This is a genomic window from Lederbergia panacisoli, assembly GCF_024626525.1.
GTDB lineage: Bacteria > Bacillota > Bacilli > Bacillales > Bacillaceae_C > Lederbergia > Lederbergia panacisoli.
In genome coordinates this window covers 39,782-63,779 of the sequence record NZ_JANJGU010000010.1, presented here as the reverse complement: position 1 = coordinate 63,779, position 23,998 = coordinate 39,782, and the positions used below count along the sequence as shown (strand labels likewise).

Here is a 23,998-nt window from a genome sequence, read left to right as displayed (position 1 = left end):
ATTCATAACTTTTTCGCCAAACAAAACATCTCAGCAAATTCATTTACAATTCTCATATTTGGGTTACTTTTTATATCCACTTTCATTTTCTCTAACCCTTTTCGATACTCATCATCATTGATTAATGTTAATACTGAAATATCCCGATTATCTGCATAAACCATGTAGTCCGCTACTTTTACTTCCTCCATACGATAGCCAATCTTCAAATCCACTTCGAAGCCTCTTTTTACAAGTTCATTAAAAATATGATTCTTATCCCAGTATCTTTTTAAGTCTTCCTCATATGCAGAAGGAAAATAATGATAAACCCACCACTGACGCATATCGTGGATTGATATATTGTGTAATTTATACATCCCGCCTTTTATAAGCACACGATGTATTTCGTCTATAGCTTCTTCCTTTTTAGTAAAATGATGAAAGGCATAATTATTTGAAATGAAATCAAAAGTATTGGATGTATATGGCATATCCTCAGCAAACCCATGAGTAAAAGAGACTTCCGTTATCTTTTCCTTCGCTTTTTTTAACATCTCTTCTGAAGCGTCTAATCCATGCCAGTTGATGCGCCCAACTGTAAAATTGTCCACCTGCTTATTTAGATAAAGACCGGTTCCACAAGCTAGATCTAAAATATTATAGGATGGTTTTGCTGTTTTACTTATGTATTCTTCAATGTCCTTATCATACTGAACTTCCCTTTGTCTAAATGGGTTTTGATCATATCTCTCGGCAATCTTAGAATAATCCGTTAGCTTCAATTTCAACACCTTCTTTTTTACTTAAAAAGTTATTCAGTGGCTCCATTACTTTTTTCCGCTATCCTTTTTAACTCTTTAGCACGATTGATAATAAACTTTCGCATATATTTTTTTAAAAATAATGTATCCGCTAGTTTTCCAAAAATGCCAAAAGGAGCTTTATAAGAAAAGGTATCTTTCATAATAGTTCCTGCGCCACTTTCGATAAATTCGTGTGTATGCGTAAAAGAATGAAATGCTCCTTTCACCATAACATCTGTAAATTTATATGGTCTTTCCATTTCTATTATCTTAGCTGTTAATTTTTGTTTTACTCCAAAATGGATGGCTTCCCAAGTAACGGTATCGCCATTTTCCATCAGCCCAACCGTAACGCCGCTAATCGCTCTTTCCTTTGTTTTCTTTGATGTTTCTATGTGGGCTTCTACGTTTCTTGCTAGGTCGAAACAAATATTGATTGGTGCATTGATATAAATATCGTTCTCAATTGAAGGCATGTTTTGTTTACCTCATTTTTTCAAAAAAATTAAACCCACTCCAACACTTCAATCCTATTTCCAAATGGATCGGAAACGTAGAACCTATTTGCCCCTGGAAGGTTATTGTCTTCAATAATCTTTACATTGTTTTCTAACAAATGTTGTTTTAACCCTTCAATGTTTTCCACCTCGAAAGCAGGATGTGCTTTTTTGGCTGGTGAAAAAGGCTCTTCAATTCCTACATGTATTTGTATATTTCCATAAGCAAACCAAACTCCGCCGTTCTTTTTTAACGTATCCGGTTTTTCAATTTCTTCAAATCCTAAAATGCCATTGAAAAAACGTCTTGCCTCTTCCTCGCATCCCTTTGGTGCTGCTAGTTGAATGTGATCAATTGCTTTAAATGTAAACGTCATATCCTTCATTCCTTTTCCTTACATATTTTAATACGTCTAGTAAATCGTCAATAATATAATCCGCTTCTACATTTTGCCAACCGGCATCTCTTTTCCAAACCCCGACCATTCCAATTTTTTGAGCGCCCTTTACATCATTTTCGGGATGATCACCAACGTACAGACATTCCTTAGATGACACGCCAAGCCTATCCGCCACCCTCTGAAAAATTTCAGGATTTGGCTTTTTCATCCCTTCCCATTCCGAAACAAGAATCTCCTCAAAATAATGCTCAATTCCTAAAGCTTTAATGTTATCCATTTGAAATTGTCCAAATCCATTCGTAATCATTCCTAGATGAACATGTTCTTTTAAGCCTTCTAATGTGTTAAGCAGATTGGGAAAAGGAACACAGGAATATTGAAATTCCTTTATATAGTCTCGCAACAAGTCTTCCCAAGATATATTTTGGACGTCAAACTCTTCCACCATTTGTTGATAAACTTTATCTTTCCAAACATATCCTCTGCAGTCCAATTCTATAAACCTGGAAATATATGTTTCATGTGGAACATTTCTTACAAATTCACTTAACCTCTTATATTGGGCATGAATAAATTTCCGGACGGAGGCATCCCGATCGAGCAGCGTACCATCTAAATCGAATATGACAGCTTTAATCATATTACAATCACCCTTTTTTTATCTCGATAGTACAGAAATGCAATGACAAACATTAAGGCTGCAGCCATTAGTAAAATAGTTGTATTTAGGAAAGGATCGATGCTTCCTTTCGCCATTTGAAAAATTCCATCTCCGTAACGACCGGAAAGACCAAAAAGCATTCCGTAAGCCATATTTAGTCCAAAATGAATGCCAGTAGAAGCCCATATGCTTCCAGTTTTAAAAAATGCATATGTGAATGATAAACCTAACACAATGGAAAAAATAAAGTTTATGATGCTAAGATCCCCATTCCAAAAATCATCCAGTGCATAAATCAAAATGCTTATCGCAGCAATAGCTAGGGGCGGGATTTTCCCTTTTAATATATTGATAACGAACCCTCTCGTCACTAAATCATTAATCAACGAACCTAGAAAAAAGCCAACCATGATTTGACCGATAACCCACAATGTCTCTAGACCTGATTTAACACCAGTAATGCTGAATTTCCCTGCCATAACATATGTAAAATACATGAGGGCCCAACAGCCAAACCCAATTAGAAAACTTGCTGGAAAATACTTTGTCCACTTTTCCCTTACCATTCCAATTCCTCTAAGTCCTTGAAGCCCATTTACCTTAGCAATGAATGAAGCTAGAGGAAAGAAAAGTAGAATACTAATTAATTGAATAAAGATGTTAAAGTTAATAAAGTGCGTTGTGATGTTAAAATATAAATCAAGTACGATGAAACTAAGTAATCCAGTAATAAACTTTTTCATATATTCTCCTTAAGTGTTATGCCCTTCTATCTTATCAAGAAAAAAAATATTTTTTAAAAAATTCTTTCGTGTCGGAATGGGTTAACTTTTTCAATACATCTTTCTTACCCACAAATATTATTTGTTCGATTTCATTGTCCAATGGCATCAGACAACTTGGATCACCTACAAACTCAACATGAAACATCACGGTCTCTTGGCGGGCATACCCAATCTTTTCTCGGAGAACCGGTGGAAAGTCAAAGCGGATTTTTTCATCAAATTGTTTAATAAATTCATAGCTTGAAGAGCCTGTTTCTTCTGCCAGCCCTCTTGACATCGCTCTTTTTAAATCCTCATTATCTTCCACTCCACCCTTCACAAAATCCCATTCCCCCTGAATATTCTTCTTCCCTCCTTCCGCATTGATTTTCACTTTATGAACAATCATAAAGCGCAGACCGTAAGATACGATAGCCCCAACCGCTTTCCTAATCAATGTATTTTCCCAGAACGTTAACACTATTGTTCACCTCTAAAATCTTATAAATACATATTCTCTATTCCTTGTAAAAAGCCTTTTACAGTAGGAAGCAAATTTTCGTTGACTACCAATATAAAAATGAAATAATAGAATTGAACATATGTCAGAAAAGAAAGTTGGGTGGACAGCTTGATAGAATTGGCATTAAGAAAGATATTGAAGCAAGTGAAAAATGCAAACCCAAAAACCCGTTACGAAGCCCTTGGAAAACTATATGAGTATAAGCAACAAGATGGTTTAGAAGTTCAAATTGATGTTTTGAAAGAGTTAATTAAAACAGCTGCTTCCCCATTTCCGGAGCGTGTCGATCATTGGGATAATCCTTCTTTCTATCTCATCGATTTTGTATGTGATTTTCCAATGCCGGAAGTCGTCGAAGGTCTTATTAAGCATTTCGATGGGTTCGATGTGGACGCGAAAGAACGCGCTATAGAATTTTTATTACTAACAGAAGATGAAGAAATATTTTATTTTCTTGAAGACAAGATTGTCGAGTTGATTAACACTGTAGAATACAGTCTCCCAATTGGTCAGCTGACTTCCTTCCCGATGCTCACAAAAGGAATTCTTGATGCTGCATTGGACAAGGTTCATTCCGACTATTATGAATACATGATTTATGCTTTAATCCTATCTCTCAATTCATCCGGCATGGAGCAAGGTTATAAAAAAGAGTTTGTACTCTCTACTTTGCGTACGGACTATGAATCTGTGAAACAAGAATACTTAACATTTAATGCAGATTATTCTACGAAGTATGTATATACTGCTTGGAAAGATAGTTATTTAACCGTTCGAAATAAAATGAGGCTTTTCATCGGTTTAATGGAATACTATTTTTCACAAGAAATTGCGGAGGAACTCAACGAGGCCATACATTTCAACGATCCCATTATTAAGACAGAAGCATTGCTCGTGTGTATCGCTAAAAGGCTTTCATATCCCGAAAGCTTGTTGCTAGAATGCGCCGAGCACATAGAAAGTGCTGAAATGGTATATTGGGAATTAGTTGATAAAAATTTGGAACATCTTTATCCAATCGCGGAAGGTAAACAACTGCATTTATCCAAAACACGACTTTTTCACACAATCATCAATACTCCTGAAGATGATGATGTCATCCGTTATCCCGAAGACATTCAAGTAGTGGATCAAATTGAATCAGAAAACAAATACGGACAGCCCATTCGTTATTACTTAATGACATTCAAAGAGCATCAAACAGAATATGTCGGCTGGGTAGGTGGTTATGCGCTTGAAGAAGGGGATGATGCGGCACATTTATGGGACGGAACTTACTCTGATTTTGTAGAATTTGATTCCGCTAGCATCGAAAAACATAAACGGGATTTTTTTGAAAAAAGAAAAGAAGAAGAGTTGGAGCATGGAAACAGCATTTACTTTGAAAGTTCTCCCAAACTTAGTAAAGGAGCTTGGTTCTTTGTAGCTCTTCTGATCGCCCACTGGTTTAAACAGATTTTATCGGGATTCAATGGCTCCATGCTATTTTCCCTTTTCTTTACCATTGTCGGAGGTGGCTTGTGCCTTTACGAACTAACCCAAAACAAAAAAAGAAAAATTACTATTATCGGAGACCAACTTATCAAGCAAGATGGATCCAAGCAAAATAGTATTTTCCTTCACGACATCAAAAAGGTAGAGTACAACAAAAAACATATTTTCATCTATAACAATATGCAAGAACTAGCTCTTAAGTTCCCACATCGATGGGTTCGTTATGAAATATTCTCCTATTTCATAAACGAGCATACCGAGCATTTAAAAGATCGTCCTTTTATACAATCATGAAAGTAGGCTTTTCTTTCAATATATCCGTCTTGGGAGGCGGAAGATCACATAAAAACAAAGCCTGGAAATGCGTTTACCATTTTCCAGGCAACTCTCTCGCTATCTTTCCACGGACCTCATTAAATTTAAAATGCTTACATTTTACATAATGCCGAAAATCCCCATGCCAGACTATTTTAATTGGGAATATTGATTCAATAATGAATCAAGCTTTTGGCTTAGATTTAGCGTTTCAGGATTATTTAACCCTTTAGACAAACCGGCATTGACCATTTCCTGTCTTACTTTGATGATCTTCGTTTCAAGGATTTTCTCTGTATTATCCATAATAAAGTATGTATTTACATCGATGTTCTCTCCCGAAACGAACGCTGAAATTTCGCTGCTCACAGCAATTAACTGTAATTCGTAGGCTGCTGCTCTTATTCTTTTTTTCTGCATTTTTTTCTCCTTCTCCTTATTTTTTTATGGTAAGAAGAAGGATTGTTTTGGCGGTTTAATCGGTGGTTCTTTATTCCACTTAGTCCGCAGGTTTTTTACCTTAAACAAAGCTATATTAGTTATTTCACTTTCCATATATCTTATTACATCCAATTTTCCGGCAAACAAGTCTCCCATACCTGTGTTGGACGCGGAATTTCCTGATGAACCTTGGGCACCTGACCCAGTTAATGAAGTCCCCGGTATGATAGCTTTTGATACATGAGGGCTATCTATTGGTGTTGAATCATCTTTTTCTTTCTTTACTGGATTATTTAACACTTGCTTGTTTCTCGCTTCTAGCAGTTTCTCAATGGAATCATCGACTGGTTCATCTAGCAACTTTTGCTCTTCCAACACTTCATCCTGTTTACCTTCATTCATATCGATGAAATCCAACGGTGGAGATTCATCGGAATCATCGGATGGGACTGGTTGATTTGACTTAGCATCGTCTACCGGTTTTGCAATCGGCGGTTTTATTTTTTCCTGATTCTTCGGCTTCACATTTATGAAAGAATCCTCCGGTTTTTCCATTGGATAGTCAGGCGGAACCTGATCTTCCTGCTTTTCTATCGGTTCCTTAGAATTGGCTGGATGCTCCGGCACTTCTATTGGATTTTCTGGTATAATCACATTCTCTTGCGCTTCATCCGATCTCTCCGCGACAATCGGTTCTAACGGTTTCTTTGTATCTATATCAATGAAAGACGGCTTATCCAACCCAACGTGAATATCGGTATTGCCAAGAATAGGCGTATCTTTTGTCCCAACATCAACAATTTCTATCTTTTTTGCGTCACTTTTCAATACATCCACATTGACATTTCCAACTAACGTTTCTTTAATTTCAATAGATACGAGCCCTCCCCTACGGTCACTTGGATCCTCCGCTGCGTAGGCATCGGCAACTTCTATGTTCACTTTCCCAATAAGAGAATTGGTCACATTAACCGTCGCCAAGTCGCTTCTTAAAGAGCGATCTGTATCTGTATAGTCACCCTGACTTTCTAGAACATCTACGTTTACTTTACCTAAGAGCTGATTGTCCAGTTCCACTGCAACTAAGCCCTTCTTCGTTTGATGGCCAGAGTCTGTTGTTTTCTTTTTGTTGCCCAATACACTTACTTTAAGTGTACCCAGCAAGGGAGAATCAGCAATTTCAATATCATGCAAACCGGAAGCTCCTTCTTCCTTTTTATTGCTTTTGCCCAAAAGTAATAGCTTCCTATCAGATTTGTGATTATGATTTTCGCTTGCTTGGATGGAAGGCGTATATATCAACATAATGATTGCGGACGCAAAAAGTACAAAAAAAGTTCTGTTCATTTCTTCACCTCCTTTCAAGCGGCTATTTTATAACAAATAAAAAAACTTTTAATAGGCATGCGCGGTCCGCAAATACCTTATTAAAAGTTTTATTTACCCAAATCATCGATCATTTAACTTTTAATGTAACAATTAATTAAAAAACCTTACGACATTTTTCGCATCTTAAAAATTCCTTTTACAATTTCCCATATCAACCCAATGATTAGAAAAATCACAAACAAACCAGTAGACGTATTCCAAATGGTTTGGGTTGTATCATACGCTTCGCTTCCAACCGCGATATTATGAACCTGCGACAACTCCAGCATGAAATTCGGGTTCCAAAATGACGAGGTGTAGACCATCAATATCACTACTGCGAGCGAAATAGCATTGATTAAAATCGTGTATAAAAATAGTTTTTTTGTCCATCGTTCGTATACGAGCTTTAAGGCTTCTTTTAATATGCCCAATCCCAATAAGAGAATGATTGCTGGCATAGTTGTTAAAATCGCTTCTTTGTTTAAAAATGGAATCACTGTATTTAACTCACCATTTTTAAAAATAAAGATACCAAAATATTGACTAGTAAACATCATGAACAGCAAAACTAAAAACACGATACCGGCAATCGGTTCACAACGTTTAATCTGTCTTTTTGTATCCGGAAGAGGTGGAAGGTCGGCTAATTTCCAAGTATTTTGAACGCTGTGTTTTTGTTCATTAATGCCTCCAAAATACTCCAATAAACCAAACACAAGTGTAACCCAGCCAACGCCTTGTGGTATGGTAATGACCGTTGACACAATAAAACTTACAAAGTGATCGATTACTTGAACGGGATCCATATATACTTTAATAACAAACACCATACCCATGGCTAAGACAATGGAGATTAAAGATATTTTCAACACTGTCATATATGGATCAAATAAAACAGGGCCAATGACAAACTTATTTTTACCTCCGTATTGCCGTGCCAGTTCCCTAGGGTCGCCCAATTCCATCAATACTTCTTCAATGTGTGAGTCCGAGACCTTCCCTTCCCCTATTTGATCATCTAACATATCTGCAATCAACCCACGCAGTTCCTTCACGACCTCCTCCCTCTGCGATTGAGGTAATCTACGTGTAACTGCGTAAATATATCTTTCAATCAACTCCATCTCTATCATCCCCTTTTTGGTTGATTAAATGACTTAAGCTATTCACGATGCTTTCCCATTCAACACACAAAAGCTTATACACCTCTTTTCCGGTTTCACTTAACAAGTAATATTTCCGTGGCCGCGCCTCATCCGTATCCCACTCGCTCACTAATAAACCTTGCTTCTCCAATCTTCTCAGCAGCGGATAAAGGGTTCCTGGTTCGACTTGAATGCCTTTATCCCCGAGCATTTTAACGAGTGAATAACCATACTGTGGCTCTGATAACTGACTGAGGACACCGATTGTAATCGTCCCGCGCCGCAGTTCTAGCATTAATTTTTCAATATGTTCGTTAACATCCGTCATATGATCAACTCCTGACTTCATTATAGTGTATGCCGCACACTATTGTAAATGATATAATAATCTATAATTTTTATTATAAAAAAAAAGAATGTCCATTTTAAAATGAACACTCTTTTCTAATCCTCTTTTTCTAAAACCGGCCTTAACTCATCCTCTATCGTCGAATCAGCCAACTTCACCTTCGAACGATAAGCCGCTCTAATAATAAGATGCCCCGACACCGGAGCTGTAATGAAAACAAATAAAATCCCGGAGATTACGCGCACGCTTATGAAGGCGTCGCTAAACCAAATATAAATAAATGCTCCTGAAAGAGCCAATAATACAGCCAAAGTGGAGCTTTTTGTCGCTGCATGGGCACGCGTGTATACATCTGGAAAGCGGATAATGCCAATGGCGCTTATGACACTGAATAGACTTCCAATTAATATGAGAAATGCTCCAATAAATTCACCGATCTCGTTTACGCTCAATGATAACACCTCTCTCTATGAATTTTGAGAGTGCAATCGTACTGATAAAAGCTAATATCCCTAAAATTAGGATGACTTCTAAATAGGCTTTTGTTTTCAGCAAAATGGAGATTGCCGCAATGGCAGATATGAGATTGACTCCAATCATATCCATCGCAATGACACGATCCGGGATGGACGGACCACGGATAATGCGATATAGCGATATGACGATGGCCAAAGCAAACAGAGTAAGGGAAACTTTCAACATAACGACAATCATTATCGGGTCACCTCCATTATTGCTTTTTCAAACCGTCCTAAAGATCGAATCAGGTCGCTTTTATACCGTTCGATATCGAGTGCATGGACATAAAACACATCGCCTTCAGGTGAAACTTCCATAACGACGGAACCAGGTGTCAACGTCAGGAGCATCGCAAGCGTCGTCACTTCCCAGTCACTTTTCAAAGAAGTTTTATACGTAAAAATACCAGGCTTAATGTCAATTTCCTTGCTTAAAATATGCTTCAACACAACATAGGCTGACTTAAACAGCTCTTGTATAAAAATGAGGATGAGCTTTAACACATAATAAAAACGATGTAAGTAAAATTGCTTTCCAAAAAATCGCTGCATGAGAAAAATAATAAAGATTCCAACGAGAAACCCTTCAAAAAAGGTAGGAAACCGCATTACATCTTCATCATTCAATACCATCCAGAGAAAAGCTATAAATAAATTCAACAGAAACTGAGCTGGCATTTACCGTCACCTCAACTTTTTAGCCATAATCTTGGCTTTGCTGGCTATCGTTTCAATTTTAATGGCCGTTAGCCCTGGATTACGGGCCGAACTCTTAACTTTACTGGCCACCATTTCACTTCTACTGGCTGTCAGCTCGGTAATACTGGCCGTTAGCTCGGTATTACTGGCCATCAATCCCGCTATACTGGCCGTCACCGCCGCTTTATTGACCATCATCTCAATTTTACTAGCCCTCACTTACATATCATTTACTTCCCAAAATAGCTTCCACGTAAATCCCTGGATTCATTAACGTATTTGCCGCGTCTTTAACATACACAGCCATGATTTCAGCTCCTAGGCCTAATCCGATTGAAATAGCAGTAAGTATAACACAAGGTATGAGCAAGCCTTTTTTTATCGGCACTTGTTCATCTTCACTAATAATCGTTTCTCCCCAAAAGCAGTTCTTGAAAATTTTTAACAGCGAATATAGAACGAATATACTCGATAGTAATGCAAGGGCAAGCAGGACATAATTCCCGCCCTCTACAGCCCCTTGTCCAACTAACACCTTCCCAATAAAGCCGCTTAGTGGCGGGATGCCGGCAAGTGCTAGCATCACAATAAAGAACAGCCATCCTAGTAGAGGATAATTTTGAATAAGACCGCTCATCCTATCAATCTTCGCCGTTCCAGTAAGAGCCACTATAGTTCCCGCAAGTAAAAACAAGACCGCTTTAACAATCATGTCATGAACTAAGTAATAGATGGAACCTTCCATGGCAGTTGGGGTCGCAACAGCAAGCCCCACTAATATGAACCCTACTGCGATGACAACATTATAGGAAACAATCTGGCGGATATCTTTATAAGCAACTGCCCCTAAGCTTCCACCTATCAATGTAATCCCTGCCATAACCCCTATCAATGTATGAGTGATCTGTGGCTCATGATAGAAAAGGAGAGTGAACATGCGGAAGATCGCGTAAATGCCTACCTTCGTCAACAATGCTCCAAATAATGCCGCCACTGCTGTTGGCGGTACACTATAAGAACCTGGAAGCCAAAAATAAAGCAATAAGCCCGCCTTTAAACCGAACACAAGTAAAAATAAAATGCTAATCACTGTTAATAAAGGAGTTTGCCCTGCCTCAGCAATTCGAGCCGAAAGGTGGGCCATATTTAACGTTCCTACCGTTCCATATAAATAAGCAATCGCAACTAAGAAAGCCCAAGAAGAAACGACATTGATGACGACATATTTCAGCGATTCCCGAAACTGAGGTTTTGTGCCTCCAAGTGTAATTAACGCGTATGAAGCCAATAACATTACTTCAAAACAGACATATAAGTTAAAAAGATCGCCTGTCAAAAACGAGCCATTGACGCCGGCTACCATAAATAACACAAATGGATAAAAGAACATTTTTTCCCGTGCTTGCCCAATCGATCGAAACGCGTAGATCAAACAAACCCCAGTAACGATGCTTGCCGTCAATACTAATAGCATTGAAAAAGAATCACCGACAAACAGAATGCCAAAAGGCGGTTTCCAATTTCCAAAATCAAGACGAAGAATTCCGTTCATTTGAATCATCTCTAATATATAGATGCTTATACCCGCAACTGCTGCCATTGCTGCTAAACTAAGCCATCTTTGCAAGCGAATGTATGACCTTAGAAAAACAAGAATAATACCCGCCATCAGCGGGATCACCATTGGCAATACAAGGATATTATTCATCTTTCAACCCTCTTGCCATCTGCGAAAGTTCATTTTCTTGATATGTTCGATAAGCCAGTACTAGGAGGAAGGCCGTCACAGCAAAACTGATGACAATGGACGTTAAAATTAATGCTTGTGGAAGGGCATCCGTATATATTCCGTTTCCTTCCCCAATTACAGGTACTCCGCCTTTTTTCAATCCACCCATCGTCATCAATAGTAAATGTGCAGCATGGGATAATATAGCCGTCCCTAAAATTACCCGTAAAACCCCTTTGGACAGAATTAAATAAGTGGCAACTGTCACCAACACTCCCGCCAAAATGATGATCAATGTTTCCATACTCGTTACACATCCTCACTAATACTCGAAATAATCGTTACGACAACCCCCACTACAGCGAGTGCCACTCCTGCCTCGAAGAACGTGACTGTCGCCAATGCTGTTTTTCCAACCACCGGAAGGTTAATGTAAGAATACGTTTGACTTAAAAAAGGAACATCAAAAAAGATTGCAGCTACCCCCGTTCCTAGTACGATGAATGCTCCTGTTGCAGCAACTTTTTTAAAATCCAACGGGATCCCATTCGTAATTGTTTCAATATCAAAGGCAAGGCAAAGCAGCACAAATGCAGAGGCAAGGATAAGACCGCCGATAAAACCGCCACCCGGACTGTTATGACCTGATATAAATAAATAAATGGCCATCGTCAAGATGATAAAGACGGCAATTCTAGTGACAGTTTGTAAAATCACATCATTGATTTTCAATGTTTTCGTCCTCCTTCCTTGCCTTTAGCTTGATCAATGTATAAACCCCAATTCCACCAATAAAGAGAACAATAACTTCCAGCATCGTATCAAATGCACGGAAATCACCTAAAATTGCATTAACGATATTATTGGCGCCAGCAAGCTCATACGCATTTTCAAAATATGATGAAATGGTCTCAAATAGCTTTCCACTTTGAACGGAAAGAGCAACTAACACGAAAATAATGCCGACTAAAATAGAAACAATGAGATTAATGTTTTTCGTTCTTCGGGGTGAATCTTCCTTTTCCTTTTTCGGCAAGAAATAAAAGCAAAGCAGGAACAAGGCAGTTGTCACTGTTTCGACAACTAACTGAGTGAGGGCTAAGTCTGGCGCCCTAAATAAAACAAAAAGGAGTGCAATCGAAAGCCCTAGAACACCATTTAACAAAATAGCCGTGATCCGTGATTTGGCAAAGATAATCGCAATCCCAGCCGTCAGCATTGCGAATACAATCAATGTTTCATACAAACTAATTGGTGCATTATGAGATAGATCGAATGTGTTTGCACCCGTAAATAAGAAGATCCCTCCAACCGAAACGATTAAAAATAGATAAATATACACTAAATAATCACGGAGAGAACCGGTCATATACAATGAAGTAATTTTAAAGCCACGCACTTCCATTTGTTCAAGGGTCGAATTGTATAATTGATCAAACGTCCATTTGCTAGGTGGAAAATAAAGACTTTTCCTGCGGCGTACGATTGTAAATATGACTATCCCAACAACCACTACCCCAATTGTCATGTATAGTGCTGGATTAAAACCATGCCATAAAGATATAGGTTTCGTCATTCCATCTAAAGGAATGGAAGGAAAAATGCTTGCTAAACCAGGACGAAGTAAAGAATCGCCCAATATGTTCGGGAATATAAAAATACCAATGATGAAGAAGCTTAAGATGATAGGCGAAATCAACATGCCGATTTTTGCTTCATGGGCTTTATGCTCTAATTTTTCAGGTTGATAAGGTCCAAAGAATGTTTTAAACACGATAATCATACAATAAACGAATGTCAAAACACTGGCGATCCAAGCGATGACCGGGAATAGAGGTCCAAACGAAAAGACATCAGACTTACTCACATTTACTACCGCTTCGAAAAACATTTCCTTACTTAAAAAACCGTTGAATGGAGGTAAACCTGCCATCGAGAAGCTTCCAATTAACGCAATCGTAAATGTAATTGGCATAAAGGCCATCAAGCCGCCTAACCTGCGTATATCCCTTGTCCCGACTCCATGGTCGACAATTCCTACGACCATAAACAGAGCCCCTTTAAATGTCGAGTGATTAACAAGGTGGAATAACGCCGCAAATGAGGCTTGTGTAAATATAATGGAATTTTCATTTGCCCCTAGTTGAAGAGCGATTGATCCAATTCCAAATAGACTCATAATCAGTCCTAACTGGCTGATCGTGGAGTAAGCAAGCAATGCTTTTAAATCGATTTGCCGAACAGCATTGAACGATCCCCAAAATAAAGTGATCAACCCTATACTACTGACAAGCCAAAACCAAACTTCACTGCTTCCGAAAACAGGAGTGAAGCGAGCCACTAGGTAAATGCCGGCTTTTACCATAGTCGCCGAATGTAGATAGGCACTAACAGGCGTCGGTGCTTCCATAGCGTCCGGGAGCCATATGTGGAACGGGTATTGCGCTGATTTAGTGAAAGCACCAATGAGCAGCAATACTAATGCAGGAATAAACAGTGCATGATTCATATCGATTGATGAAATAATCTCACGAACACTCATCGTACCCGTTATAAAGTAAATCATAAAAAAGCTCGTCAGCATCGCCATCCCACCGCCAAATGTGATGAGCAGAGCCTTTTGCGCACCATATCTTGATTTTTTTCGGTGGTACCAGAACGCAATCAACAAGAAGGATGAGATGCTTGTTAATTCCCAAAATACATACAAAACCATTAAATTGTCAGAAAAAATAACCCCGAGCATAGCACCCATAAATAAAAGCAAATACGTATAAAAATGATGCAGAGATTCTTTTGCGGATAAATAATAGATGGAATAAAGGATAACGAGGCTTCCGATACCTGTGATCAAAAGTCCAAAAATAATACTGAGCCCATCAACATATGTCGTGAAATGAATGCCATAGGATGGAATCCATTGTACGGTATGTAAAAATGTCCTACCTTCAGCTATGCTAGGAATAAAGCTTGCAAGTGCAATAAATAGAGCGGCAGGTACAATCATAACGAGCCAACCGATATGTATACGGGGCAATTTTTTATATAAAAAAGGAATGAAGATGGCAGCCAAAAAAGGAATCATGATTGCCAGTTGTATCGATACCAATATAATAATAACCTCCTTGATCTTAAGGTCGCAGCGGCTTACATATTAGAAGGGGTTGACTCCCATGTCAACTAACGGGATAATAAGAGACCATAACCTTTTGAGAAAAGGAGGACTCCAATTAGAAAAGTGACCGACAAGGTGTCGGAGTGAGGTAATTATACAGAACTTTTAATATTTCCTTAATATTATACAATAAAAGATATCGCTTCTACACAAATTAAGAACTAATATATAAGGTTTTCTTATTAAAAATGGCGATATTCATAAATTTTAATGAACCTTTTAACGTCTATTGTATTTTGATGAATTTTTATATATAATAATTTAGTTTAAAGACTTTGGCACGTTTTATGTATTGAGAATGAACCATTTAAGAGGTGAAATTTTTCATGAAGAAAGTGAAGGGTCGTATGGATGAGAGTATTCTCGTTTGTGTATATTACGGTCCAAATGGTGAACGCCTAATTAGACGTGGTCATAAAATGGCAAGTATGTTGAATTGCCCATTATATATTTTGACTGTCGATCCCCTCCCATATGACAGATTTGATGCGGAAAAGTCCGGCTATATTGAGCAGTGGAAAGAACTGTCTAAAGAATTCGACGCTGAAGAATTTATTATGATCGACAATGAAAAGCGTCCAGTTGCAAAAGTCATTTCAGGAATAGCGCAGAAATATAATATTACACAAATTGTCATCGGACAAACCGCCCAAAACCGTTGGGAAGAAATCACAAAGGGTTCTTTCGTGAACGTTCTTTTGAGGGAAATATCATCATTTATCGATATTCATATCGTCGCACTAGACCGGACGATAAAAGGTGGAGAAGACATCGCCTATGAAACCGGGGTCCGCGGCTATCTGCTAAAGGAAAAAGACGGATATCGACTTTGCTTCACGTGTCAAAAGCACATTAGCCATGAAGGAATCTTTTATAAAGAAATTGGAACGGACTTCAATAATGGGTTATTCAAATTCGTCCATAATGGAAAAACATATCAAGTCCATGTGACCGAAGACTATGTAGTCGATTCGATTGAAGAACCTTTGAATATTATGTAGAAAAGGATTAAGCCCTGTCGCTTCATCCTTTTTTTGTTTTACTATAGACCTTTTAACATCTTAATTCTTTAAAAGCGAGTTATTTTCTAGATTCGCTTCTTAACAGACGCAAATCGTTGCCCGAAAGGTAGGATTCCGACTTGAGTCGCTTTGAATCGAAACGCTAATTTTGCTATATGCTATGAATGGATTTCCGGGGTGGTTCGGCCTCGATCGCAACGATAACCTTGATTGAAATGGTATTACGGTGCGATTCGACCTCAATCGCAACGCTAATCTTCATTGAACCCGATTACCAGGGTGATTCACCCTTAATCACAACGATAACATTGATATGACTGTCTTTCCGGTGTGATTCGACCCCAATCGCAACGATAACCTTGATTGAAATGGTTTTACGGTGCGATTCGACCTCAATCGCAACGCTACTCTTGCCCGAACCCGATTACCAGGGTGATTCACCCTTAATCACAACGATAACCTTGATATGACTGACTTTCCGGTGTAATCCACCCCCAATCGCAACGATAACCTTGATTGAAATGGTTTTACGGTGCAATTCGACCTCAATCGCAACGCTACTCTTGCCCGAACCCGATTACCAGGGTGATTCGCCCTCAATCACAACGATAACCTTGATATGACTGACTTTCCGGTGTGATCCACCCCCAATCACAACGATAACCTTGATTGAAATGGTTTTACGGTGCGATTCGACCTCAATCGCAACGCTACTCTTGCCCGAACCCGATTACCAGGGTGATTCGCCCTCAATCACAACGATAACCTTGATATGACTGTCTTTCCGTTGCGATCCACCCCCAATCGCAACGATAACCTTGCCTGCATTGACTTTCCGTCTCGATTCACTTCCTAATCGGGATGCAGTCCATTCAAATACCAACAATCTTCCGTCCAATCCGCTTTTTTTATTGACACTTCGAATAAAAGATTCATATAATAAACATATGAATAATTGCTCATATGTTCATCTGATAAAAGAGGTGTTTTTATGCAAAAAGAACTGACAATCCCTGAAACTTGCAGTCAAACGGTCATTCACGAAGATGTTGTTCAACAGGTGCAAGCTACGATTCCGAAGGATAACAGTTTGATTGAAGTGGCAGAACTGTTTAAGGTATTGGGAGACGGAACTAGAATAAGAATTCTCCACTCTTTATTTCAAACGGAAATGTGCGTGTGTGATATCGCATATTTACTGAATATGACACAATCCTCCATTTCTCATCAATTACGAGTTTTGAAGCAAGCTAAATTAGTCAAGAATCGAAAACAAGGAAAAGTTGTGTACTATTCACTTGCAGATGATCATGTCATTCAAATTTTTGATCAAGCGCTCGAGCATGTTAATGAGGATAAAATATAGAAGTGTTATAGGAGAGAGGCCAATGGAGAGGCAGAGGAAAAAAATAAAACAAGAAATCCTTTTAGAAGGATTGGATTGTGCAAATTGTGCCATGAAGATTGAAAATGGTGTAAAAGGAATGGAAGGCATTACAAATTGCTCCGTTAATTTCGTCAACAAGACTCTTACGCTGGAAGCTATTCAAGATGAGGCTACAGATATAATTTCTGTGGTAAAAAAGAAAGTAAAAACAATTGAGCCTAATATAACGCCGGTAGAAAAAGGAAATGACCATGACCATCATGACCACGACCACGGCAGTAAAAACGTAAAAACTACCGTGAGCCGCTTAATTATAGGTACCCTTTTAGCCGCCATTGGTATGTTTGCACCTATATCAGAACTGATGGAATTGGGGATTTTCATCATCGCTTATTTAATTATCGGCGGAGACATCGTTTTACGCGCCGTAAGAAATATTGTACGTGGGCAAGTCTTCGATGAAAACTTTCTAATGGCGATCGCGACAATTGGAGCCTTTGCGATTAGACAATACCCTGAAGGTGTAGCCGTTATGCTGTTTTATCAAGTTGGCGAGCTGTTTCAAGGTATTGCAGTCAACCGCTCCCGTAAATCAATCAGTGCGCTTATGGATATTCGTCCCGATTCCGCTAATCTCAAAAGAGACGGCAATATTGTCACAGTATCCCCGGAGGAAGTAAAAATTGGCGATACCATTATCGTAAAGCCTGGTGAAAAGGTGCCGTTAGACGGGAAAATTATCGAAGGTTACTCCATGGTTGATACGTCCGCTCTAACCGGTGAATCTGTGCCACGAGAGGTTGAAGCTGGAAATGATGTATTAAGTGGATTCATTAATAAAAATGGAGTCCTTACCGTTGAAGTAACAAAAGACTTTGGTGAATCAACCGTTTCAAAAATTCTTGATTTAGTTCAAAATGCAAGCAGCCGTAAGGCACCAACGGAAAATTTTATTACTAAATTTGCCCGTTACTATACGCCCGTCGTTGTAATTGTTGCTGTTGTATTGGCATTCATACCTCCTCTGATTATAAGTGGAGCCACTTTTTCAGACTGGATTTATCGTGCGCTCGTCTTTTTAGTTATATCCTGTCCATGTGCCCTTGTCATTTCCATACCGCTCGGCTTTTTCGGTGGAATTGGAGCCGCATCAAAATCAGGGATTCTTGTAAAAGGAAGCAACTATTTAGAAGCGTTAAACGATGTGAAATATATTGTTTTTGATAAAACCGGAACATTAACTAAAGGTGTGTTCGAAGTTACAAGCATTCATCCTAAAAATATGACAGCAGACGAATTATTGGAATACGCAGCGTTTGCTGAGGTACATTCGAATCACCCGATCGCCCTTTCCATAAAAAATGCATACGGAAAGGATATAAAAGAAGAGTCCATACTGGATTATAATGAAATCTCCGGTCACGGAATTCAAGTTACTGCAGCTGGTAAAAAGATTGCCGCTGGGAACGCAAAGCTGATGATTAAAGATCAAATTATTTTTGACCAACCGGATGTAATCGGAACTCTTGTCCATGTGGCCGTAGATGATCAATATGCTGGCTACATCGTCATTTCTGACCAAGTAAAAGAAGATTCCGCCCAAGCGATTCGTTTATTGAAGGAGCTTGGCATTAAGAAAACCGTCATGCTCACTGGTGACGCGAAAACAGTTGGCCATGCAGTAGGCAAAGAATTGGGCTTGGATGAGGTGCATGCTGAACTTTTACCACAACATAAAGTGGAAGAGATAGAAAAACTCGATGCCAGAAAAGCAAAGAATGAAAAAATCATCTTTGTCGGTGATGGCATCAATGATACGCCTGTTCTCGCTCGGGCAGATGTTGGGATGGCAATGGGCGGACTCGGGTCGGATGCGGCCATTGAAGCAGCCGATATCGTCATCATGACCGACGAACCATCAAAAATTCCTACCGCCATCAAGATCGCAAAAAGAACCCGCAAGATTGTATGGCAAAACATCCTGTTCGCTCTAGGCGTCAAAGCCATTTTCCTTATACTCGGAGCCTTTGGAATTGCGACGATGTGGGAAGCTGTCTTTTCGGATGTCGGTGTTACCCTTTTAGCTGTTTTGAATGCGATGAGAGTGCTTAAGACCCCAGTTTGAGGGGTCTTTTTTTATATTGCTCTTGCGCCACTAATTTTGACTGCCCTCAACATTATAGAGTGGCGAAAAAACGTTGCTATAGACCCACTCATAGCTCAATTGATATTATGTTCTAACAGCAACTTTTGGAGGTACATAATGATGGGACAGGAAAAATATCGAGATTTAAAAATGGGGGAACGTGGTGCAATTCTTAGCATTATCGCTTACATATTATTATCCGCTTTAAAGTTATTTATTGGCTCTGTGGCAAACTCAGAAGCATTAAAAGCTGACGGATTAAATAATGCCACCGATATTATAGCATCAATTGCCGTACTAGTTGGACTCAAATTATCGCAAAAACCACCAGATAAAGATCATCCTTATGGACATTGGAAAGCTGAAACCGTCGCATCAATGGTAGCTTCATTTATTATGATGGCTGTGGGCATTCAAGTTTTATTTGAAGCTATTACATCTGTATTTCATCCGAAACAAACATCACCTGATATGATTTCCGCTTGGACAGGCATTTTTTGTGCAGTTGTTATGTACTTGGTCTACCGCTATAACATCACTTTAGGCAGAAAAATCAATAGTCAAGCCGTAATGGCTGCTGCCAAAGATAATCTCTCCGATGCTTGGGTCAGTATTGGAGCCGCGATTGGAATAATTGGTTCACAGTTTCATCTACCGTGGTTAGACCCCGCAACAGCTATCATTGTGGGATTGTTAATTTGCAAAACAGCATGGGATATATTTAAAAAATCCTCCCACCATCTGACGGATGGCTTTGATGAAAAAGTACTAAACTCTTATAAAAAAACAGTCCTAACTGTAAACGGGGTAAAAGGTGTTAGCCAAATACAAGCAAGGAATTATGGGAATAACACGATTGTCGATATCGTTGTATTGGTTAGTTCAACATTGGATATTGGAAATGCGCATGATATAGCTTCGAAAGTAGAGGATATTTTAATGGAAAAGTATGACGTGTATTATGTACATGTTCATGTTGAACCAAGTTAAATTCATGTGGGAGGGAGGAAGAGCTCACCTCCCCATCTCCCCGAATAGCTCTCTTCAGTATAGCCTTCCAATTGCTTTTGATTAAAGAGATTACTTGCCGTTATATTAGTTCGAGTCATTAAAAATATTTTCAAATGGGATGTACTGAAGTTGTGTTATCCCGTATTTTTTATACGTAATCTTCATCTCCTCGATATCATTATCTGCATCTTGTCCATGAAATTCCACACGTAAAACTAGGTAAAAGCCATTATCGACTTGAAAACCTTTAAAAGGAACTAAATCCTTATCCAACCCTTCCTCCATTACGTATTCTTCACTAAGTGAACCAATTGTTCTTGTCTTTCCTATAAAGGGTTCTATTCGAAATCCATTATCATCTTTCTCTACCATGGTCCCATCTCTCTTAATAAATTCAACCTTCTCCAGTATTGGTTTCCCAATCCCTTCCCACGTAAAATCATACCCAAAAAATACTGCCTTGCCATTATCAAAAAAATCTATTGGCACCGTTCCATGCCCCCATTTTGTAAACTCCCCATCCCGACTTACATAATGAAATGTCCACCAAAAACTAATAACGAGTATCGCTAAAATGGACAATACCACAATTGTTTTTTTCACCCATATCCCCCGATTCCCATAAACTCTATATCTAATTCTATATTAATATTTATAATACCTTTTGTAGCATTATATAAATTCATGAAGTAAAGGGAGGGTAGAATTATAGCATCATTGGATGTCTGTACCGATTCAATTGGTAAACGCGACTAAATAATAGCAAAAACACATTTTCCCATTCGAACCGATATCCATGCGAAGGAAAATTGTAACTTTTATATAGGTTCCTCTGCGTATCCGTCCCTTACACAGAACATTGGTGGCTTTTATCCATTTTCCTCTGCATATCCATCCCTTGCGCAGAAAAATTGTGACATTTACCCACGTTCCTCTGCGTATCCGTCCCTTACGCAGACCAATTGCGACTTTTATCCACTTTCTTCTGCAAGCCGTACTCTTGCATAGATAATCGTGATAAATATCCGTCTCTCCATCCAAAGATCCTAAGCGAGTAGAAATATCCTTCAATGATTAAAGAGCTGAAATCCAATTACGATTTCAGCTCTTCATCAATATCGAGATTATCCTCCTATATATGCATCCTCGCTCACATCGTCCATCAAAAACGTTCTCTTGCCCTTGGTGAATAGATGTAATTCATGCATCGCTCTTGTACAAGCTGTATAGAACAATTTCCGCTCATACTCACGACCGTATTGCTCATTTGATGCATTATAGATAATAACTGCATCAAATTCAATTCCTTTTGCTAAATACGCAGGTAGGATAATGACTCCTTTTTCATAGGAGTTTGCGTTTTTATCCATGAGTCGCACCGGTAACGCCGATTTTAGCACGTCGTACGCTGCTTGGCTCTCCTTCATAGTTTTACAAATGATCGCAATGGTCTCGTGTCCATGAGCCTGCAGTTGTTTCACACACTCTTCCATTTTTGCATGAAGAGTATCGCTGTCTTCCACTTCCGTTAAAACAGGTTTTCCCCCATCCCGGTTGAACGGTTCAATCATTTCGCCGCCATCAATCAAGCCTTTTGTAAAGTCCACAATTTCCTTTGTTGACCTATAGCTTCGCCTTAATACGATTTTCTCCGTTCCCTCAGGCTCCATATTTAATAAAGACGAAGCATCCATCGTATGGGCGTAGATTGCTTGGTTCACATCCCCTAAAATGGTCATTTTACAATGCGGGAAAAGTTGCTTCAAAAATTCAAATTGAAATGGTGAATAATCCTGTGCTTCATCAATGAATAAATGACGAATAAGCGTATTGGATTTTCTCCCTTCCAATTGGTCCTGCAAATATAAATACGGTGTGCCATCCTCATAGGAAATAATATTTTCTCTTAATTTTTCAATTGTTTCTTCGCAGATTTCATCGAATCCATCAGGCCATGATGCTAGTGTAAAAAGCTTTTGATATATAGCTTTCATGTTTAAAAATTTGTTTTGCTTTACAGCACTGCGAATTCGTTTGAAGTGCTTATTTACGATTGACTTTGCCAATATCCGCTGCTCTTTATCGACATCATCAAATGATTCTTCCTTTTCGCCCAGATCCTTCTGCATTTGTTGGAACGCTTCTAAATAATCTGTTTTGTCTAAGAGCTCTGCCTCTTCCAAAACCCAATCCTTTGTCCGTTCCAGCTTTTCTTGCTTGGCCATTTCTTTTAATAACCAATCCGACGTCAGCTTCATACGGTTCGGAATGGAAATAGATGGATCAATCGAATAAAAATACGTATCTATATCTTGCGCGGAAACAATGGTGCGACCGCGGAACGATATCGTTTTGAATACAAGCCCATTCTGTGAAAGTTCCTCGGTATATCGATCAATTTGATTTTTAAAATCTAAGCTCGCTTTATAACGAATCGATTTCATTTTCGTTTCGTATCCCGGCTCATCCATAGCGGTAAGGGTATATTCCATTTGGCTAAAAGAATCTTCCACTTCAAAACGACCGCCAAGTCTTGTTATCAAATATTGCTGATATGTCGTCTGTTCCATATTTTCTTCACCAAGTTCAGGCAACACAGTCGCAACATAGCTGTTGAATAAAGGATTCGGAGAAAATAACATGATGTTGTCAGATGAGAGTGTATTTCTGTATCGATAAAGCAAATAGGCAACCCGCTGTAACGCAGCAGAAGTTTTTCCACTGCCAGCAACACCTTGAACAATTAATATCTTACTTTTTTCATTTCTAATAATATGGTTCTGCTCACGCTGGATGGTCGCAACGATGCTCTTCATTTGCGTATTCGCATTGCCGCCTAGTACTTCCTGAAGCAGGCTGTCGCCAATCGTGACCCCTGTATCAAACATTCCTTTTAACTGACCATATTTAATAATGTATTGTCGTTTTAATTCCATTATCCCTTCGATGATGCCTGAAGGTGTTTTATATGTTGCCGGTCCCGGCGAAAAGTCATAATACAAACTCGAAATCGGTGCGCGCCAATCATAAATGAGAAATTCCTCATCATGGACATCCATTAAAGATGTAATTCCAATATAAATGCATTCCGCTGATTTCTCACCATCTTCGAGAAAATCGATGCGGCCAAAAAAAGGAGAGTCTTTTAATTTATCGAGTTGTTTAAGTAAGCGATAGGATTGCCCATGAGTTCTCTCTCGTTCAGCAAGCAGCTCAGCCTGTTGTTTTATGCTTGTAAAAGTTTCAATCACATCATCAGGCTCATCAAGATTAACCGTAACATCATCCCAGAACGTCTTTCGTAATTCGATGATCCCGCCTTTTACGCCACCCAGATTTTTAGTAAGATGAACCACCTTCTGATCAATCACATCTTGTATAAATTCCACTCTCTGTTGCTCTTTTTCCCACTCCTTATTCATCCGCAACCCACACTCCTTTTAAAATTGCATTTAAAAATAAAAAATGCTTGACAACGTTGATTATTATTGATAAAATTTATATTGGGTATATGTGCCCCTTATTAGAACTTGAGTACACAAACAAAATTAAGCATAACACGATG

The 23,998-nt window shown here is 38.8% G+C and carries 25 protein-coding genes; 5 read left to right on the top strand and 20 right to left on the bottom strand.

Annotated elements, in window-relative coordinates; all coding sequences use genetic code 11:
* Positions 1-2 precede the first annotated feature (2 nt).
* From NQ185_RS13820 to NQ185_RS13795, 6 genes are read right to left on the bottom strand one after another with little or no spacing between them, the layout of a single operon-like run.
* On the bottom strand, positions 3-773 hold the full coding sequence (locus tag NQ185_RS13820; protein WP_257582509.1) for a class I SAM-dependent methyltransferase: 771 nt from the start codon (positions 771-773) through the stop codon (positions 3-5).
* Positions 774-793: 20 nt separating this feature from the next.
* Positions 794-1,261: an SRPBCC family protein gene (locus NQ185_RS13815; RefSeq protein WP_257582508.1), complete on the bottom strand. Its 468-nt coding sequence runs from the start codon at positions 1,259-1,261 to the stop codon at positions 794-796.
* A gap of 29 nt (positions 1,262-1,290) precedes the next feature.
* Complete coding sequence (locus NQ185_RS13810) at positions 1,291-1,659, bottom strand: VOC family protein (protein ID WP_257582507.1); 369 nt, start codon at positions 1,657-1,659, stop codon at positions 1,291-1,293.
* On the bottom strand, positions 1,643-2,323 hold the full coding sequence (locus NQ185_RS13805; RefSeq protein WP_257582506.1) for an HAD family hydrolase: 681 nt from the start codon (positions 2,321-2,323) through the stop codon (positions 1,643-1,645). The genes NQ185_RS13810 and NQ185_RS13805 overlap by 17 nt, the downstream gene beginning before the upstream one ends.
* Positions 2,320-3,087 carry a CPBP family intramembrane glutamic endopeptidase gene (locus tag NQ185_RS13800; protein ID WP_257582505.1) on the bottom strand — a complete coding sequence of 256 codons (768 nt, stop codon included), beginning with the start codon at positions 3,085-3,087 and terminating at the stop codon, positions 2,320-2,322. Before NQ185_RS13800 ends, NQ185_RS13805 begins: the two co-directional genes overlap by 4 nt.
* A 34-nt stretch (positions 3,088-3,121) precedes the next feature.
* Positions 3,122-3,589, bottom strand: a complete 468-nt coding sequence (locus NQ185_RS13795; RefSeq protein WP_373370806.1) for an NUDIX domain-containing protein — start codon at positions 3,587-3,589, stop codon at positions 3,122-3,124.
* Between the two features lie 150 nt (positions 3,590-3,739).
* Here NQ185_RS13795 and NQ185_RS13790 point away from each other — a divergent pair, with 150 nt between their 5' ends.
* Complete coding sequence (locus NQ185_RS13790) at positions 3,740-5,419, top strand: hypothetical protein (protein WP_257582504.1); 1,680 nt, start codon at positions 3,740-3,742, stop codon at positions 5,417-5,419.
* 171 nt (positions 5,420-5,590) lie between these two features.
* Here the strand turns inward: NQ185_RS13790 and NQ185_RS13785 are convergent, their stop codons facing one another.
* The 11 genes from NQ185_RS13785 to NQ185_RS13735 all read right to left on the bottom strand — a co-directional run bounded on the left by NQ185_RS13785 (position 5,591) and on the right by NQ185_RS13735 (position 14,801).
* Positions 5,591-5,860 carry an aspartyl-phosphate phosphatase Spo0E family protein gene (locus tag NQ185_RS13785; protein ID WP_257582503.1) on the bottom strand — a complete coding sequence of 90 codons (270 nt, stop codon included), beginning with the start codon at positions 5,858-5,860 and terminating at the stop codon, positions 5,591-5,593.
* 24 nt (positions 5,861-5,884) lie between these two features.
* Positions 5,885-7,228, bottom strand: coding sequence for a hypothetical protein (locus tag NQ185_RS13780; protein ID WP_257582502.1), 1,344 nt, complete (start codon positions 7,226-7,228; stop codon positions 5,885-5,887).
* Positions 7,229-7,374: 146 nt separating this feature from the next.
* Positions 7,375-8,376, bottom strand: coding sequence for an HAAS signaling domain-containing protein (locus NQ185_RS13775; protein ID WP_257582501.1), 1,002 nt, complete (start codon positions 8,374-8,376; stop codon positions 7,375-7,377).
* Positions 8,363-8,725 carry a PadR family transcriptional regulator gene (locus tag NQ185_RS13770; RefSeq protein WP_257582500.1) on the bottom strand — a complete coding sequence of 121 codons (363 nt, stop codon included), beginning with the start codon at positions 8,723-8,725 and terminating at the stop codon, positions 8,363-8,365. The genes NQ185_RS13775 and NQ185_RS13770 overlap by 14 nt, the downstream gene beginning before the upstream one ends.
* Positions 8,726-8,841: 116 nt before the next feature.
* The gene (locus tag NQ185_RS13765) at positions 8,842-9,198 is read right to left on the bottom strand and encodes a Na+/H+ antiporter subunit G (protein ID WP_257582499.1); all 357 of its coding nucleotides are present in this window, start codon (positions 9,196-9,198) and stop codon (positions 8,842-8,844) included.
* Positions 9,176-9,460: a Na(+)/H(+) antiporter subunit F1 gene (locus tag NQ185_RS13760; RefSeq protein WP_257582498.1), complete on the bottom strand. Its 285-nt coding sequence runs from the start codon at positions 9,458-9,460 to the stop codon at positions 9,176-9,178. The genes NQ185_RS13765 and NQ185_RS13760 overlap by 23 nt, the downstream gene beginning before the upstream one ends.
* Positions 9,460-9,942: a Na+/H+ antiporter subunit E gene (locus NQ185_RS13755; RefSeq protein WP_257582497.1), complete on the bottom strand. Its 483-nt coding sequence runs from the start codon at positions 9,940-9,942 to the stop codon at positions 9,460-9,462. Before NQ185_RS13755 ends, NQ185_RS13760 begins: the two co-directional genes overlap by 1 nt.
* A 247-nt stretch (positions 9,943-10,189) precedes the next feature.
* Positions 10,190-11,671: a Na+/H+ antiporter subunit D gene (locus tag NQ185_RS13750; RefSeq protein WP_257582496.1), complete on the bottom strand. Its 1,482-nt coding sequence runs from the start codon at positions 11,669-11,671 to the stop codon at positions 10,190-10,192.
* On the bottom strand, positions 11,664-11,996 hold the full coding sequence (locus tag NQ185_RS13745; RefSeq protein ID WP_257582495.1) for a Na(+)/H(+) antiporter subunit C: 333 nt from the start codon (positions 11,994-11,996) through the stop codon (positions 11,664-11,666). The genes NQ185_RS13750 and NQ185_RS13745 overlap by 8 nt, the downstream gene beginning before the upstream one ends.
* 5 nt (positions 11,997-12,001) lie before the next feature.
* Positions 12,002-12,424 carry a Na(+)/H(+) antiporter subunit B gene (locus NQ185_RS13740; protein ID WP_257582493.1) on the bottom strand — a complete coding sequence of 141 codons (423 nt, stop codon included), beginning with the start codon at positions 12,422-12,424 and terminating at the stop codon, positions 12,002-12,004.
* Positions 12,411-14,801, bottom strand: coding sequence for a Na+/H+ antiporter subunit A (locus NQ185_RS13735; RefSeq protein ID WP_257582491.1), 2,391 nt, complete (start codon positions 14,799-14,801; stop codon positions 12,411-12,413). The genes NQ185_RS13740 and NQ185_RS13735 overlap by 14 nt, the downstream gene beginning before the upstream one ends.
* Before the next feature lie 392 nt (positions 14,802-15,193).
* On the opposite strand from NQ185_RS13735, the gene NQ185_RS13730 reads away from it, so the two are divergent.
* Positions 15,194-15,868 carry a universal stress protein gene (locus NQ185_RS13730; protein ID WP_257582490.1) on the top strand — a complete coding sequence of 225 codons (675 nt, stop codon included), beginning with the start codon at positions 15,194-15,196 and terminating at the stop codon, positions 15,866-15,868.
* 751 nt (positions 15,869-16,619) lie between these two features.
* Here the strand turns inward: NQ185_RS13730 and NQ185_RS13725 are convergent.
* A complete protein-coding gene (locus tag NQ185_RS13725) occupies positions 16,620-16,772 on the bottom strand; it encodes a hypothetical protein (protein ID WP_257582489.1) in 153 nt (50 codons plus the stop codon).
* Between the two features lie 108 nt (positions 16,773-16,880).
* On the opposite strand from NQ185_RS13725, the gene NQ185_RS13720 reads away from it, so the two are divergent.
* From NQ185_RS13720 to NQ185_RS13710, 3 genes are all read left to right on the top strand, one after another.
* On the top strand, positions 16,881-17,255 hold the full coding sequence (locus NQ185_RS13720; RefSeq protein WP_257582488.1) for an ArsR/SmtB family transcription factor: 375 nt from the start codon (positions 16,881-16,883) through the stop codon (positions 17,253-17,255).
* Between the two features lie 22 nt (positions 17,256-17,277).
* A complete protein-coding gene (locus tag NQ185_RS13715; protein ID WP_257582487.1) occupies positions 17,278-19,401 on the top strand; it encodes a heavy metal translocating P-type ATPase in 2,124 nt (707 codons plus the stop codon).
* A 141-nt stretch (positions 19,402-19,542) separates the two neighbouring features.
* Positions 19,543-20,412 carry a cation diffusion facilitator family transporter gene (locus NQ185_RS13710; protein WP_257582595.1) on the top strand — a complete coding sequence of 290 codons (870 nt, stop codon included), beginning with the start codon at positions 19,543-19,545 and terminating at the stop codon, positions 20,410-20,412.
* A 105-nt stretch (positions 20,413-20,517) separates the two neighbouring features.
* Here NQ185_RS13710 and NQ185_RS13705 read toward each other — a convergent pair whose 3' ends face one another.
* Positions 20,518-21,036 carry a hypothetical protein gene (locus tag NQ185_RS13705; protein ID WP_257582486.1) on the bottom strand — a complete coding sequence of 173 codons (519 nt, stop codon included), beginning with the start codon at positions 21,034-21,036 and terminating at the stop codon, positions 20,518-20,520.
* Positions 21,037-21,557: 521 nt separating this feature from the next.
* Positions 21,558-23,855, bottom strand: a complete 2,298-nt coding sequence (gene helD, locus NQ185_RS13700) for an RNA polymerase recycling motor HelD (RefSeq protein ID WP_257582485.1) — start codon at positions 23,853-23,855, stop codon at positions 21,558-21,560.
* Positions 23,856-23,998: the final 143 nt, after the last annotated feature.